General features: G+C 51.4%; 12 protein-coding genes. 11 read left to right on the top strand and 1 reads right to left on the bottom strand.

All coding sequences use genetic code 11. The features are described from left to right. Window positions 1–224: 224 nt before the first annotated feature. The 4 genes from DCX48_09825 (at window position 225) to cra (ending at window position 6,005) form a co-directional block, all read left to right on the top strand. Complete coding sequence (locus DCX48_09825; GenBank protein QXE14774.1) at window positions 225–2,030, top strand: long-chain fatty acid--CoA ligase; 1,806 nt, start codon at window positions 225–227, stop codon at window positions 2,028–2,030. Between the two features lie 362 nt (window positions 2,031–2,392). Further along, window positions 2,393–4,111 (top strand): acetolactate synthase 3 large subunit, encoded by a 1,719-nt coding sequence (gene ilvI / locus DCX48_09820; protein ID QXE14773.1) that lies wholly within the window; start codon window positions 2,393–2,395, stop codon window positions 4,109–4,111. A gap of 2 nt (window positions 4,112–4,113) precedes the next feature. Further along, window positions 4,114–4,605: an acetolactate synthase small subunit gene (gene ilvN / locus DCX48_09815; GenBank protein QXE14772.1), complete on the top strand. Its 492-nt coding sequence runs from the start codon at window positions 4,114–4,116 to the stop codon at window positions 4,603–4,605. A gap of 395 nt (window positions 4,606–5,000) precedes the next feature. Next, window positions 5,001–6,005 carry a catabolite repressor/activator gene (cra, locus tag DCX48_09810; GenBank protein ID QXE14771.1) on the top strand — a complete coding sequence of 335 codons (1,005 nt, stop codon included), beginning with the start codon at window positions 5,001–5,003 and terminating at the stop codon, window positions 6,003–6,005. A 67-nt stretch (window positions 6,006–6,072) separates the two neighbouring features. Here cra and DCX48_09805 read toward each other — a convergent pair whose 3' ends face one another. Then, on the bottom strand, window positions 6,073–6,510 hold the full coding sequence (locus DCX48_09805; protein QXE14770.1) for an L-alanine exporter AlaE: 438 nt from the start codon (window positions 6,508–6,510) through the stop codon (window positions 6,073–6,075). 817 nt (window positions 6,511–7,327) lie between these two features. On the opposite strand from DCX48_09805, the gene mraZ reads away from it, so the two are divergent. The 7 genes from mraZ to DCX48_09770 are packed head-to-tail and all read left to right on the top strand — an operon-like array spanning window position 7,328 to window position 14,745. Further along, window positions 7,328–7,786, top strand: coding sequence for a transcriptional regulator MraZ (mraZ, locus tag DCX48_09800; protein QXE14769.1), 459 nt, complete (start codon window positions 7,328–7,330; stop codon window positions 7,784–7,786). Window positions 7,787–7,788: 2 nt separating this feature from the next. Beyond that, window positions 7,789–8,733: a 16S rRNA (cytosine(1402)-N(4))-methyltransferase gene (rsmH, locus tag DCX48_09795; protein QXE14768.1), complete on the top strand. Its 945-nt coding sequence runs from the start codon at window positions 7,789–7,791 to the stop codon at window positions 8,731–8,733. Continuing rightward, window positions 8,730–9,050, top strand: coding sequence for a cell division protein FtsL (gene ftsL / locus DCX48_09790; GenBank protein ID QXE14767.1), 321 nt, complete (start codon window positions 8,730–8,732; stop codon window positions 9,048–9,050). The genes rsmH and ftsL overlap by 4 nt, the downstream gene beginning before the upstream one ends. Before the next feature lie 23 nt (window positions 9,051–9,073). Continuing rightward, window positions 9,074–10,837, top strand: a complete 1,764-nt coding sequence (locus DCX48_09785; GenBank protein QXE14766.1) for a peptidoglycan glycosyltransferase FtsI — start codon at window positions 9,074–9,076, stop codon at window positions 10,835–10,837. Then, a complete protein-coding gene (locus DCX48_09780; protein ID QXE14765.1) occupies window positions 10,824–12,311 on the top strand; it encodes a UDP-N-acetylmuramoyl-L-alanyl-D-glutamate--2,6-diaminopimelate ligase in 1,488 nt (495 codons plus the stop codon). Before DCX48_09785 ends, DCX48_09780 begins: the two co-directional genes overlap by 14 nt. Beyond that, entirely contained in the window at window positions 12,308–13,669 is a 1,362-nt protein-coding gene (murF, locus tag DCX48_09775) for a UDP-N-acetylmuramoyl-tripeptide--D-alanyl-D-alanine ligase (GenBank protein QXE14764.1), read from the top strand. Before DCX48_09780 ends, murF begins: the two co-directional genes overlap by 4 nt. Then, entirely contained in the window at window positions 13,663–14,745 is a 1,083-nt protein-coding gene (locus tag DCX48_09770; protein QXE14763.1) for a phospho-N-acetylmuramoyl-pentapeptide-transferase, read from the top strand. Before murF ends, DCX48_09770 begins: the two co-directional genes overlap by 7 nt. Window positions 14,746–14,748: the final 3 nt, after the last annotated feature.

Here is a 14,748-nt window from a genome sequence, read left to right as displayed (position 1 = left end):
TCTCGTCATCTAAAATTCGGTATTGCATTATTGGTACGCGATTATCAGGGTTATGTCAACTTTTGATTGGTGTGACGTGCGTCAAGTAAACCAGCGATAGCCAACGGCGAATGAACGAAAGATCGTTGCGGTTTTGAACAATGACGGTAGACTGCACGCCAAATAATGTACAGCTGTACGCTGAAACGCTGTCAAATTCATTCCCCTTAGAAATTCTTTTACAGATGAATAATCATTTACAGCCATACCATGTGGTTCACCGGGTTCAAGATCAGATCAATCACTGCGCAGGTCGTATTACCTTGCGCGAGTGGACGCCTGCGGGCGAACAGCAGCTCACCTGGACACAGGCTGGGCAGCGCATTCAACGCATTGCCAGTGGGCTATTGGCGCTGGGGCTGGATGTTCAGGAACGGGTTGCGATTTTCTCGCATAACTCAATGAATTGGTCGCTGGCTGACCTGGCACTGCTGCACCTGCGGGCGATCAGCGTGCCAATCTATGCCACGAATACGACAGCGCAGGCGGCATTCATAATCAATGATGCCGATATCCGTACGATATTCGTCGGCGGTCAGGAACAGTTGGATGCACTGCTAGCGCTACGCGATACCTGTCCACAGTTGCGAAATATCATTGTGATGGATAAAGACGTCAATCTGCGTGGTAGCGATATTGTGCAATCGCTGCATGAGTTTGAAGCGCAGGCCGTAGACGATTTTTGGCGTGATGAATGGCAGACGCGCATCGACAGCCGCGATCTCAACGATCTGTTTACGCTGATTTATACCTCTGGCACCACCGGTGAGCCGAAAGGCGTCATGCTGGATTACACCAACATGGCGATGCAGCTTAAGCTACACGACGATCGCTTAAGCATGTCGGCAAATGATGTCTCACTCTGCTTCTTACCGCTTTCCCATGTGTTCGAGCGTGCCTGGAGTTTCGTTGTTATGCACTGTGGCGCACAGAACGTGTACCTCAGCGATACGAATTTAGTGCGTGGTGCGATGCTTGCGGTGAAACCTACTGTGATGTGCGCCGTACCGCGTTTTTATGAGAAAGTTTACAGCGCAATCCATGAAAAAGTGGCACAGGCTCCCTGGTATCGCCAGCGGTTGTTCAACTGGGCTATTGCGCAGGGGCAACACGCTTTTCTGGCTAGCAATACGACGAAAAAGGGCGGACTTTTTCGCCGCGTCATGCATCACTATGCTGACCGGCTGGTGTTAGGGAAACTGCGTCAGCTTCTGGGGGGGGAGATTCGTTTTATGCCCGCAGCGGGCGCACGGCTGGATGACAACATTATTCTGTTTTTCCGGTCGATCGGGATTCGCATCATTTATGGTTACGGCATGACCGAAACCTGCGCGACGGTTTCCTGCTGGGAAGAAGGCCGATTCCGCTTGGGCTCTATCGGTACGCCGCTACCGGGTATTGAGGTACGCATTGGTGAGGAAAAAGAGATCCAGGTGCGTGGCGCGACCATCATGCGGGGTTATTTCCATCGTCCGCAGGAAACCGCAGAAACCTTTACCGAAGACGGCTGGCTGAAAACCGGCGATGCGGGAGAGCTGGATGCCAACGGTAACCTGTTTATTACCGAACGGTTGAAAGATCTGATGAAAACCTCAGGCGGTAAATATATCGCACCGCAGCATCTGGAAGGCACGCTTGGACAGGATCGTTTTATCGAACAGGTTGCGATTATTGCAGACACGCGTAAGTACGTGTCTGCACTGATCGTTCCGTGTTTCGACGCGTTGGAAGAATACGCTCACTCCATCAACTTGAAGTACCACGATCGTCTGGAGTTGCTGCGCCACAGCCATATTATTGAACTGTTCGAGCAGCGCCTGCGGGAGATGCAGAAAGAGCTTTCCCGCGTTGAGCAGGTGAAGAAATTCACGTTGTTGCCAGTGCCGTTTTCGATGGCGGAAGGGGAGCTGACGCCAACGCTCAAGCTACGTAGGAAGATCATCAACCAGCGTTATCAGTTGGAAATTGATGCGATGTACGTAGAGTCTTGATGATGTCGTAGGCCGAGACGCTCGTTTCCTGAAAAGAAATGTGGTTTTTCGGCCTCAAAATTTCGCTCTGTAATTTATGGCTTTTATGGACGATCTCTCAGGTCTGAAGGTTCCCAGTTAGTATTTTATCTCAGTTATTTTTCCCCTCACGTTCGATTTCCTCTGGGCGCAATTAAGGGCGGTGGTTTTTTGCCGTTTGTCTGCGTCATAATCTGGCGTTATGTTAATGGGTTATCAGTAATCCCTATAATATTTCGTATTCTTGTACTAAAAGTTAACAGTATTAACACAACGTGAGCGCGGGGAGTTCCCCCGGTCAATACAGAAGCGGATTCCGCATTCTGAACAAAAGAGGCAGATCCATGGAGATGTTGTCAGGCGCCGAAATGGTGGTCCGATCGTTGATCGATCAGGGCGTAAAACATGTGTTCGGTTATCCGGGCGGTGCGGTGCTGGATATTTACGACGCCCTGCATACGGTTGGCGGTATCGAACATATTTTGGTGCGGCATGAGCAAGGTGCGGTACATATGGCGGATGGCTATGCGCGTGCGACGGGTGAGGTCGGCGTCGTGCTGGTCACCTCCGGTCCTGGTGCGACAAACGCCATCACCGGTATCGCTACTGCGTATATGGACTCCATTCCTATGGTGGTGTTGTCCGGTCAGGTGGCCACCTCGCTGATTGGCTATGATTCCTTTCAGGAATGCGACACGGTGGGAATTTCCCGCCCTATCGTAAAGCATAGCTTTCTGGTCAAGAAAGCTGAAGATGTCCCGACGATCCTGAAAAAAGCCTTTTATCTGGCATCAACCGGACGTCCGGGGCCGGTGGTCGTCGATCTACCAAAAGACATCATGAGTCCGGCGAATAAACTGCCGTACGTTTATCCCGAAAGCGTCAGCATGCGCTCCTATAGCCCAACGGTTCAAGGGCACAAAGGTCAGATTCGCCGTGCGTTGCAAACCCTGCTGGCGGCAGAAAAGCCGATTATCTACAGTGGTGGTGGCGTGATTAACGCAGAGTGTCACGAAGAGCTGCTGACGCTTGCGGAAAAACTGAACCTGCCAGTGACAACCTCCCTAATGGGGCTGGGCGGATTCCCTGGAACGCACCGTCAGTGCCTCGGCATGCTGGGAATGCACGGGACGTATGAAGCCAACCTAGCTATGCATAACGCTGATGTGATTTTCGCCGTAGGGGTGCGCTTCGACGACCGTACGACGAACAATCTGGCGAAGTACTGTCCGAATGCGACGGTATTGCATATTGATATCGATCCTGCGTCGATTTCCAAAACGGTAAACGCGGATATCCCTATCGTTGGCGATGCCAAACAGGTACTAAGCCTGATGCTGGAGTTGCTGGCACAGGATGGCGCACAGCAGCAGTTTGATGCGCTACGTGACTGGTGGCAAGGTATCGAGCAGTGGCGTGGGCGTCACTGCCTGAAATACAACACCGAAAGCGACAAGATTAAACCGCAGGCGGTGATTGAAACGCTGCATCGGCTGACCGAAGGTAAAGCGTATGTGGCATCGGATGTCGGCCAGCATCAGATGTTTGCTGCACTGTATTATCCTTTCGATTTGCCGCGCCGTTGGGTGAACTCCGGTGGACTGGGCACGATGGGCTTTGGCTTGCCTGCGGCATTGGGCATTAAGCTCGCGCTACCGGAAGAAACGGTAATTTGCGTAACGGGTGACGGCAGCATTCAGATGAATATTCAGGAGCTCTCTACAGCACTGCAATATGATCTGCCGGTTGTGGTGATCAACCTGAACAACCGTTTCCTCGGCATGGTGAAGCAGTGGCAGGACATGATTTATTCTGGCCGCCATTCCAGTTCTTATATGGAATCGTTACCGGATTTCGTCAAGCTGGCTGAAGCGTACGGTCACGTCGGGATTTCTATCGATACGCCGGACGAACTGGAAAGTAAGCTGTCTCAAGCACTGGCGCAGAAAGATCGTCTGGTATTTGTTGATATCAACATCGATAGCAGCGAGCATGTTTACCCTATGCAGATTCGCGGCGGGGCGATGGATGAAATGTGGTTGAGCAAAACGGAGAGGACCTGATCATGCGTCGGATTTTATCAGTATTACTTGAGAATGAATCAGGCGCCTTGTCCCGTGTTGTCGGCCTGTTTTCTCAGCGCGGTTACAATATCGAAAGCCTGACCGTAGCGCCAACCGAAGACCCTACGCTATCCCGTATGACTATCCAGACGGTAGGCGATGAGAAGGTGTTGGAACAGATCGAAAAGCAACTGCACAAACTGGTGGATGTCCTGCGCGTCAGTGAACTCGGTCAGGGTGCGCACGTTGAGCGTGAGATCATGTTGGTGAAGCTACAGGCCACAGGTTATGCCCGTGAAGAAGTGAAACGCTGCGCCGATATTTTCCGCGGTCAGATTGTGGATGTCACTGCCTCGCTTTATACCGTACAACTTGCTGGCACTAGCGATAAACTGGATGCGTTCCTCAGTGCCGTGCGTGAAGTGTCCGAAATTGTTGAAGTGGCGCGTTCTGGAATCGTCGGCGTATCGCGCGGCGATAAAATCATGCGTTAATCGACTTTCCGCTGCTTTTTCCTTTAAGAGGCCCGATATAATCGTATCGGGCCTTTTTATTTCTCTTATCTTATATACCCGTAATACTTCAAGCTGCATGTGCGTTGGCTGCGCTTACTCACCCGAATCACTTACCTGAGTAAGCTCATCGGGATTCCTTCCCTTGCCGCCTTCCTGCAACTCGAATTATTTGGGATATAGTAGGCGTAATATATTCAGCTTAAAAGACGTCCATTATTGATGTGGCAGCTTGAAATATGTGGGTAACGTGATAAAAGCAGTTGCCGTGCAAAAGCTTCTGCTGTTAGATCTACGCCATATCCATGATGATTTTATGGTCATCATATTATTTTATTTAGCCGGCCTACTTATTTCCGGCCTACTAAGGGGTTACCGTGAAACTGGATGAAATCGCGCGTCTTGCGGGTGTTTCACGCACGACAGCCAGCTATGTCATTAACGGGAAAGCCAAACAATATCGCGTGAGCGATAAGACCGTTGAGAAAGTCATGGCTGTCGTCAGGGAGCACAATTATCATCCCAACGCCGTCGCGGCTGGATTACGTGCCGGGCGCACACGTTCAATTGGTCTGGTTATTCCCGATCTGGAAAATACCAGCTATACGCGCATCGCTAATTATCTGGAGCGTCAGGCCAGACAGCGTGGGTATCAGTTATTAATCGCATGTTCCGAAGATCAGCCGGACAACGAGATGCGCTGTATTGAACATCTGTTACAGCGCCAAGTTGATGCGATTATTGTTTCTACCGCGTTGCCACCTGAGCATCCGTTTTATCAGCGTTGGATAAACGGTGGCCTGCCGATTATTGCATTAGACCGAGCATTAGATCGTGAGCACTTTACCAGTGTGGTGGGGGCCGATCTTGAAGATGCTGAAATGCTGGCGCAAGAATTAAGGAAAATGCCTGCGAAATCGGTACTCTATCTTGGTGCTTTGCCTGAACTTTCAGTCAGCTTCCTGCGTGAACAAGGGTTCCGTCAGGCGTGGGCGGGCGATCCGCGTGAAGTGAATTATCTTTATTCCAATAGCTATGAGCGCGTGGCTTCTGCCGCCGCGTTTATGGATTATTTGCAAAATAATCCTATGCCAGAAGCGTTATTCACCACCTCATTCCCGTTATTACAGGGCGTGATGGACGTTAACCTGAAGATTAACGGGCGTCTGCCGAATAATCTGGCTATCGCGACCTTTGGGGATAATGAGCTGTTGGATTATCTGGAGTGCCCAGTACTATCTGTCGCTCAGCGCCATCGTGAAGTTGCGGAGCGCGTACTGGAGTTGGTGCTGGCCAGTCTGGATGAACCGAAAAGGCCGAAGCCTGGCTTGAATCGTATCCGGCGTAATCTGTATCGTCGTGGCTCACTGAGCCGGATGTAATCTCTCTCTGCCTTTCTGCGCCATAGGTTGCTATGGCGTCTCTTCTTTATCCGATCTCAATTCATTGTTATGGCAATGCGACTCGAAATAGCCGACGGCAATATTCCAGAAAATAGCCATACGTTACGCCCATCACCATTGATATCACCAGGTTGCTGGTGACTGCGGTCAGGATTTGTGCAGGACTTGCCCCGATAACCCAGAGAATCGCAGCATAAACAGGGGATTGAAAACTGACATACGCAAACAGATCGGCAACGCTGCGCACGAAGAAATGGTCACCACCGTGGCGTTTGGCAACATTCAACACGCGATCGCGATAAAGTCCGTATGGCCAGGCAATAGCAATATTGACGGGGATAGACAGCAGACGTGAAGACAGTGACTGCTCAAAGCTCATCCCGGAAAGCATGATTTCAATCGCCATACCGATGATGAAACAGTAGACAACGAGCGCAAAGGTATCAGCGGTGGCGCTTCGCAATCGTGACGTCGGGGAAAACATACCTGGCTGCTCCATTCTTAGGGCGGATAAACTGGTTAGGCTGAATTATGTGGTTTTTTGTCATGCCTTATTTTATTTGCGTAGTTTACATCACTGAATGATTGGCTTGATACTAGGTAAATATATTTATTTGTGAGCGTTTTTTATACTTTTTCGCTACTTTATTTCTATCCGGCAAATTTCTCGTTTTTTTATCGCGGCAAAGAATTTAAAGTTTTTAAAAACAATCAGTTGAGTTTTTTAGGACGCGTGGCGTTTCTTCGAAGATTTAATGCTTCTCTGGAAATGTGGGATGCACAATTTATTCGGCATGTTTTCTGAGCCTGCTTTTCTTTTCAGGAAGCCCGATCCGTCGGTGAGAGTGCTTAACCTAAAGTAAATTGGCTGATTAATACAAAATCGATGATGTTGATGTTAAAAATGTGACATTGAGCAACTGTTAACCGGCGCAGTAGGATTTTGCAGGCTCGGCAATCCTTGGTATTCAAGGTGTTTGGTCTGGTGAGACTATTCTGAAAACCTTTATCTTTAGTATCAGCATGTGACAATAAAAATAATCGAGATACTGGAGTTGGTCGCTATATGTTTGCAATGATCCCGTTTTGCTATGAATTTCTCTCAAATTATCATGACGTTAATCTTTATTAATTCTGACTCCTTATTCTTTTTACCTCTATATCGGCCCCAATTCATTCAGGAATAATCCCAAAGCGCGTCCGCTCTGGCTTGACAAGGTTTTCATACCCTCCGTACACTCTTAATAGTGGGATTTTGTGGGGTAAAGTGGTGAAAAAGGTTATGGAGGGGTAACTCAGGTATGTTTCGTGGGGCTACGCTGGTTAACCTCGACAGTAAAGGGCGCCTTGCCGTGCCTACCCGATACCGGGAAATGCTGTACGGGGAATCGCAAGGTCAAATGGTTTGCACCATTGACCTGCATCAGCCATGCCTGCTGCTTTATCCCTTACCTGAATGGGAAATTATTGAACAAAAGCTGTCTCGTTTGTCGAGCATGAACCCCGCTGAACGTCGCGTTCAGCGTTTGTTGTTGGGGCATGCTAGCGAGTGTCAAATGGATAGTGCGGGACGTTTGTTGATTGCGAATACGTTAAGGCAGCATGCGGACCTTAAAAAAGAAGTGATGCTAGTCGGACAGTTCAACAAGTTTGAACTGTGGGATGAACAGACTTGGTATCAACAGGTCAAGGATGATATTGACGCTGAACAATCGACTCAGGAACCCTTATCTGAGCGGTTGCAGGACCTATCGCTATAGTCATGCTGGAAAATTATAAACATACCACCGTCCTGTTGGATGAGGCAGTAAATGGCCTGAATATTCGCAGCGGCGGCATATACATCGACGGTACATTTGGCCGTGGTGGTCACTCTCGTCTGATTCTTTCCCAACTGGGGCCGGAAGGGCGTCTGTTAGCTATCGATCGCGATCCTCAGGCTATTGAAGCCGCTAAGGCAATTGACGATTCACGTTTCTCTATTATTCACGGGCCGTTTTCCGCCATGGCGGATTATGTCGCGGAACTCGGGCTTACTGGGCAAATCGATGGCGTTCTGCTCGATCTTGGCGTTTCCTCCCCGCAGCTTGATGACCCTGAGCGTGGGTTCTCATTTATGCGTGATGGCCCGCTGGATATGCGTATGGATCCGACACGGGGTTCGTCCGCTGCTGAATGGTTGATGAAAGCGGAAGCTGACGACATTGTCTGGGTCTTGAAAACGTTCGGTGAAGAGCGCTTTGCCAAGCGAATTGCCCGCGCGATTGTAGAACGTAATCGTACTGAGCCGATGACGCGGACAAAAGAGCTGGCCTCGTTGATCGCTGCCGCCAGTCCGATTCGGGAAAAACATAAGCATCCGGCAACGCGCAGTTTTCAGGCAATTCGCATTTATATCAATAGCGAATTAGAAGAGATCGAGCGTGCGTTAGAAGGCGCACTGAGCGTACTGGCTCCGCAGGGGCGTTTGTCGGTGATCAGCTTCCATTCGTTAGAAGATCGGATTGTAAAACGGTTTATTCGCCATCAAAGCCGTGGGCCACAGGTACCAGCTGGCTTGCCGTTAACGGAAGAGCAGTTGCGCAGCCAGGGCGGACAGACGTTAAAACCTGTTGGAAAGAAACTGATGCCTTCGGAAGCGGAAGTGGCAGAAAACCCACGCGCGCGCAGTTCCGTGCTTAGGTTCGCTGAGAGACTGCCTGCATGATCGGTAACGAGCGGCATACTCTGGTCGGTGTCATCGGTGAGGATCTGCTGCGTAATGCAAAGCTCCCGGTGTTGCTGATGGTTGCCGTGCTGATTTCTGCGGTCTTTGTGGTAACGACGGCGCACCGCACGCGCTTGCTAACAGCAGAACGCGAACAGCTTCTGCTGGAGCGTGATGCGTTGGATATTGAATGGCGAAATCTGATCCTGGAGGAGAACTCACTAGGGGATCATAGCCGCGTTGAGCGGATCGCGACGGAAAAACTGCAAATGGGGCATGTTGATCCGTCACAGGAAAATATTGTGGTTAAACAATGAACTAAATAGGCAGCCAGCTAAGTATGAAAGCAGCACGTACAGGAAAGTTAAAGCGCCAGGAAGATCAAGCCAGCTTTGTTAGCTGGCGTTTTGCGTTGCTTTGCGGCTGTATCCTGTTTGCGATGGCTGGCTTAATGGCTCGCGCAGCTTATCTTCAGGTCATCAACCCAGACAAACTGGTGCGCGAAGGGGATATGCGTTCCCTGCGAGTGCAGGAAGTGCCAACGGCGCGCGGTATGATAAGCGATCGCGCTGGCCGTCCTTTGGCCGTCAGCGTGCCGGTGAATGCCGTCTGGGCTGATCCGAAAGAAGTCAACGAGCGTGGTGGCATTACGCTGGATACACGCTGGAAAGCACTTTCCGATGCGCTTGATATCCCGTTAGATCAGCTGTCAACCAAGATCAATGCTAATCCTAAAGGGCGCTTTGTTTATCTGGCGCGTCAGGTGAACCCCGCTATTGGCGAATACATCCATAAGCTGAAATTGCCGGGCATTAATCTACGGCAGGAGTCCCGCCGGTATTATCCTTCTGGACAAGTGACCTCTCACCTCATCGGCTTCACCAATATCGATGGGCAAGGTATCGAAGGGGTAGAGAAAAGTTTTGACCGCTGGCTGACTGGGCAACCCGGTGAACGAACCGTGCGTAAAGACCGGTTTGGCCGCGTGATTGAAGATATCTCCTCCGTTGACAGCCAGGCTGCACATAATCTAGCGCTCAGTATTGATGAGCGTTTACAGGCGCTGGTTTACCGCGAACTCAATAACGCTGTTGCGTTTAACAAAGCTGAGTCAGGAACGGCCGTACTGGTTGATGTGAATACTGGCGAAGTGTTGGCAATGGCGAATAGCCCGTCTTATAACCCGAACAATCTGTCGGGTACGCCGCAAGACATTATGCGTAACCGCGCGATTACCGACATTTTCGAACCCGGCTCTACCGTTAAACCGATGGTGGTGATGACGGCGCTGCAGCGCGGGGTGGTGAAAGAAAATAGTGTCCTAAGCACCCTGCCGTATTACGTCAATGGTCATGAAATCAAAGACGTAGCGCGTTACAGTGAATTAACGCTGACGGGTGTGCTTCAGAAGTCGAGTAACGTTGGCGTATCTAAGCTGGCGTTAGCGATGCCTTCCTCTGCGCTTGTAGATACTTACGCGCGCTTTGGATTAGGAAAAGCGACCAATTTGGGGTTGGTTGGAGAAAGCAGTGGCTTATACCCTCAAAAACAACGGTGGTCTGACATAGAGAGGGCCACCTTTTCTTTCGGCTACGGGCTGATGGTAACACCGTTACAGTTAGCGCGAGTCTATGCCACGATCGGCAGTTTCGGTATTTACCGTCCGCTGTCGATTACCAGAGTCGATCCACCCGTTCCAGGCGAGCGTGTCTTCTCGGAAGCGCTGGTACGTTCCGTGGTGCACATGATGGAAAGCGTTGCGCTGCCCGGCGGCGGCGGTACTAAAGCGGCCATCAAAGGTTACCGTATCGCGATTAAAACCGGTACGGCCAAGAAAGTTGGACCGGATGGCAAATACATCAACAAATACATTGCCTATACGGCGGGCGTGGCGCCAGCCAGTAATCCACGCTTTGCTCTCGTTGTTGTGATCAACGATCCGCAGGCAGGAAAGTACTACGGCGGCGCGGTTTCTGCGCCAATCTTTGGCGCCATTATGGGCGGCGTTCTGCGTACGATGAATATTGAACCGGATGCGTTGCCGACGGGCGACAAAAACGAGTTTGTAATTAATAGAGAAGAGGGATCACGTGGCAGATCGTAATTTGCGCGATTTACTTGCGCCGTGGGTGCAAGACGCCCCGGCGTGCGCGCTGCGGGAAATGATATTAGACAGCCGCGTCGCGGCTGCCGGGGATCTGTTTGTCGCAATTGTTGGGCACAAAGCAGATGGACGGCGCTATATTCCGCAGGCAATTGCGCAAGGCGTAGCAGCGATTGTTGCTGAGGCAGACGGTGAGGCCGCTGATGGTACCGTTCGCGAAATGCACGGTGTGCCAGTGGTGTATCTCAGTAGTCTGAATCAGCGGCTTTCCGCACTGGCAGGCCGTTTCTATCAGCAGCCTGCGGAAAAATTACAGCTGATTGGGGTAACGGGAACCAACGGGAAAACGACGACGACTCAGCTTCTGGCGCAGTGGAGCCAGGCATTAGGCGAAATGAGTGCAGTGATGGGCACGGTAGGCAATGGCCTATTGGGTCGGGCTATTCCAACAGAAAATACGACGGGTTCCGCCGTCGATGTTCAGCAGGTTTTAAGCCAGTTAGTAGAACAAGGTGCGACGTTTGCCGCAATGGAAGTGTCCTCCCACGGGCTGGTACAAAACCGCGTGGCTGCGTTGCCATTTACGGCGGCAGTGTTCACCAACCTGAGCCGTGACCATCTTGATTACCACGGTGATATGGAAAGCTATGAAGCGGCCAAATGGTTGCTGTTTGCCGAGCATCGCGTTGGGCAGATGATTATCAATGCTGATGATGAGGTCGGGCTACGTTGGTTAGCAAAGCTGCCTGATGCTGTTGCTGTGACGATGGAAAACAATTTAGTTCCCGGCTGCCGTGGGCGCTGGTTGAAAGCGACACAGATTGATTATCACGACAACGGCGCCACGATTGCGTTTGATTCAAGCTGGGGACAGGGCGAAATTGAAAGCCGCCTGATGGGCGCGTTTAACGTCAGCAATATGCTGCTGGCGCTGGCGACGCTGCTGTCTCTTGGCTACCCGCTCGACAAGTTGGTTATCGCGGGATCTCAACTGCAGCCCGTGTGCGGTCGTATGGAAGTTTTCCACGCTGAAGGAAAACCAACGGTTGTGGTTGATTACGCTCACACACCAGATGCGCTGGAAAAAGCGCTTGAAGCGGCACGTCTGCACTGTCAGGGCAAACTCTGGTGTGTGTTTGGCTGCGGTGGCGATCGCGATAAAGGTAAGCGCCCACTTATGGGTGGCATCGCAGAACAGCTGGCCGATCGCGTTGTAGTGACTGATGATAACCCGCGTAGTGAAGAACCTCAGGCGATCGTTGCCGATATTCTCTCTGGGCTGCTGGATGCCGGACGGGTTCAGGTGATTCACGGACGTGCCGAAGCGGTCACCAGTGCGATTATGCAGGCTCAGGAAAATGACGTTGTGCTGGTTGCGGGCAAAGGACACGAAGATTACCAACTGGTTGGCAATCAGCGTCTTGATTATTCGGATCGTATCACCGTTGCTCGTCTGCTGGGGGTGATCGCATGATTCGCGTTTCCTTGCAGCAACTCGCCACGGTGCTCAATGCGCAGTTGATTGGTGAAAACATCGATATTGAAGACGTTTCAACCGATACGCGTAAGTTGTCATCCGGCTGCTTATTTGTCGCGCTGAAAGGCGAAAAATTTGATGCGCATGATTACGCCGCTGATGCGGTAAAAGGCGGCGCGGCGGCTCTGTTAGTCAGTAAGCGCTTACTTGTTGATGAACCACAACTGCTGGTGAGCGATACGCGTTTGGCGTTGGGACAATTGGCGGCCTGGGTTCGTCAGCAGTCAACGGCGCGCGTTGTTGCACTGACAGGCTCTTCCGGAAAAACCTCGGTTAAAGAGATGACGGCGGCGATTCTTCGCCAGTGTGGTTCCGTGCTGTATACCGCCGGTAACTTTAACAACGACATCGGTGTACCGTTAACGCTGCTGCGTTTGACGGCGGAACACCAGTTTGCGGTCATTGAACTGGGGGCGAATCACATTGGTGAGATTGCCTATACCACCGATCTGGTGCGTCCGGAAAGCGCGCTGGTCAACAATCTGGCCGCTGCGCATCTGGAGGGTTTTGGTTCACTGGCTGGTGTAGCGCAGGCAAAAGGTGAGATTTTTTCTGGTTTGCCAGTAGACGGCGTAGCGATCGTGAATGCGGACAGTAACGATTTCCCGCACTGGCAGGTCATGCTGAATCATAAAACTGTCTGGCGTTTCTCGCCGCAGGCCGCTTGCGACATCGACTTTTTTGCCAGCGACGTAGACGTGTTGGCGCAAGGTACGCATTTCACGCTGCACACGCCATTTGGTGAAACGCAGGTTCTGCTCCCTTTACCCGGCCGGCATAATGTGTCGAACGCACTGGCGGCGACTGCACTGGCAATGTCCGTTGGGGCGACGTTGGAAGCCGTTAAATCTGGATTATCCCAGCTTCAGGCAGTGCCGGGGCGGCTGTTTCCGATTGCTTTGTCTGAAGGCAAGCTGCTGTTGGATGACAGCTACAACGCTAATGTGGGTTCGATGACGGCTGCCGCACAGGTACTGGCGGAAATGCCAGGCTACCGCGTGATGGTCGTCGGTGATATGGGTGAACTGGGGGATGAAGCCCCTGAGTGTCATCGTCAAGTGGGCGAAGCGGCGCGTGTTGCGGGCATCGATCGCGTATTGAGTGTGGGAACGTTGAGTGAATTGATCGGCACTGCCAGCGGCAATGGTGAACATTTTCAGGATAAAGCCGCGCTGGTTTCACGTTTGAAGGTGCTGATGTCAGAACATAACGTCATCAGCGTATTGGTTAAAGGCTCACGCAGTGCTGCGATGGAGCAGGTTGTACATGCATTACAGGAGAATGCGCAATGTTAGTATGGCTGGCCGAACATTTGGCCAAACTTTATACCGGTTTTAACGTCTTTTCTTATTTGACGTTCCGCGCCATTGTCAGCCTGCTGACCGCATTGGTTATTTCCTTATGGATGGGACCGCATATGATCGCCTGGCTGCAACGTTTGCAGATTGGGCAGGTTGTGCGTAACGAAGGGCCAGAATCACATTTCAGCAAGCGCGGTACCCCGACGATGGGGGGCGTGATGATCTTGGTGGCGATTATCGTTTCCGTTTTGATGTGGGCGAATCTGTCTAATCCATATGTCTGGTGCGTACTTCTCGTGCTAGCAGGCTATGGCGCGGTCGGTTTTGTTGATGATTACCGCAAAGTGGTCCGCAAGGATACCAAGGGGTTGATTGCCCGCTGGAAATATTTCTGGCAGTCAGTGATTGCGTTAGTGGTGGCCTTCACCATGTATTCCATCGGTAAAGATACGCCAGCCACACAGCTTGTCGTGCCGTTTTTCAAAGATGTGATGCCGCAATTGGGTCTGCTCTATGTTGCGCTGGCCTACTTTGTCATTGTCGGCACCAGTAATGCCGTAAACCTGACCGATGGTCTGGATGGCTTGGCAATCATGCCGACCGTGTTTGTTGCTGCTGGTTTTGCGCTGGTGGCATGGGCAACAGGGAACATGAATTTTGCCGGTTATCTGCATATTCCATATATCCGTCATGCCAGTGAGTTGGTGATCGTCTGTACTGCAATTGTTGGCGCGGGGCTTGGATTCCTGTGGTTTAACACCTATCCGGCGCAGGTGTTCATGGGTGACGTTGGTTCACTGGCGTTGGGCGGCGCGCTGGGGACGATTGCGGTCTTGCTGCGTCAGGAGTTTTTGTTAGTGATTATGGGCGGTGTGTTCGTGGTCGAAACGCTGTCGGTGATTCTGCAGGTTGGGTCCTTTAAGTTGCGCGGGCAGCGGATTTTCCGCATGGCGCCAATTCATCATCATTATGAACTTAAGGGCTGGCCGGAACCGCGCGTAATTGTGCGCTTCTGGATTATTTCGTTGATGCTGGTGCTGATTGGCCTGGCAACGCTGAAGGTACGATAAGAC

Source organism: Pectobacterium atrosepticum, from assembly GCA_019056595.1.
Lineage (GTDB): Bacteria > Pseudomonadota > Gammaproteobacteria > Enterobacterales > Enterobacteriaceae > Pectobacterium > Pectobacterium atrosepticum.
Note: the sequence above shows the minus strand (reverse complement) of the source record. Positions and strands in the feature narration are given on the sequence as shown.

Excerpts from the sequence above, each read along its gene's own strand:
- DCX48_09805 (QXE14770.1), bottom strand. The coding sequence starts at position 6,510 with ATGTTTTCCCCGACGTCACGATTGCGAAGCGCCACCGCTGATACCTTT.
- murF (QXE14764.1), top strand. The coding sequence starts at position 12,308 with ATGATTCGCGTTTCCTTGCAGCAACTCGCCACGGTGCTCAATGCGCAG.
- ftsL (QXE14767.1), top strand. The coding sequence starts at position 8,730 with ATGATCGGTAACGAGCGGCATACTCTGGTCGGTGTCATCGGTGAGGAT.
- ilvI (QXE14773.1), top strand. The coding sequence starts at position 2,393 with ATGGAGATGTTGTCAGGCGCCGAAATGGTGGTCCGATCGTTGATCGAT.
- ilvN (QXE14772.1), top strand. The coding sequence starts at position 4,114 with ATGCGTCGGATTTTATCAGTATTACTTGAGAATGAATCAGGCGCCTTG.
- DCX48_09785 (QXE14766.1), top strand. The coding sequence starts at position 9,074 with ATGAAAGCAGCACGTACAGGAAAGTTAAAGCGCCAGGAAGATCAAGCC.
- mraZ (QXE14769.1), top strand. The coding sequence starts at position 7,328 with ATGTTTCGTGGGGCTACGCTGGTTAACCTCGACAGTAAAGGGCGCCTT.
- DCX48_09825 (QXE14774.1), top strand. The coding sequence starts at position 225 with ATGAATAATCATTTACAGCCATACCATGTGGTTCACCGGGTTCAAGAT.
- rsmH (QXE14768.1), top strand. The coding sequence starts at position 7,789 with ATGCTGGAAAATTATAAACATACCACCGTCCTGTTGGATGAGGCAGTA.
- DCX48_09770 (QXE14763.1), top strand. The coding sequence starts at position 13,663 with ATGTTAGTATGGCTGGCCGAACATTTGGCCAAACTTTATACCGGTTTT.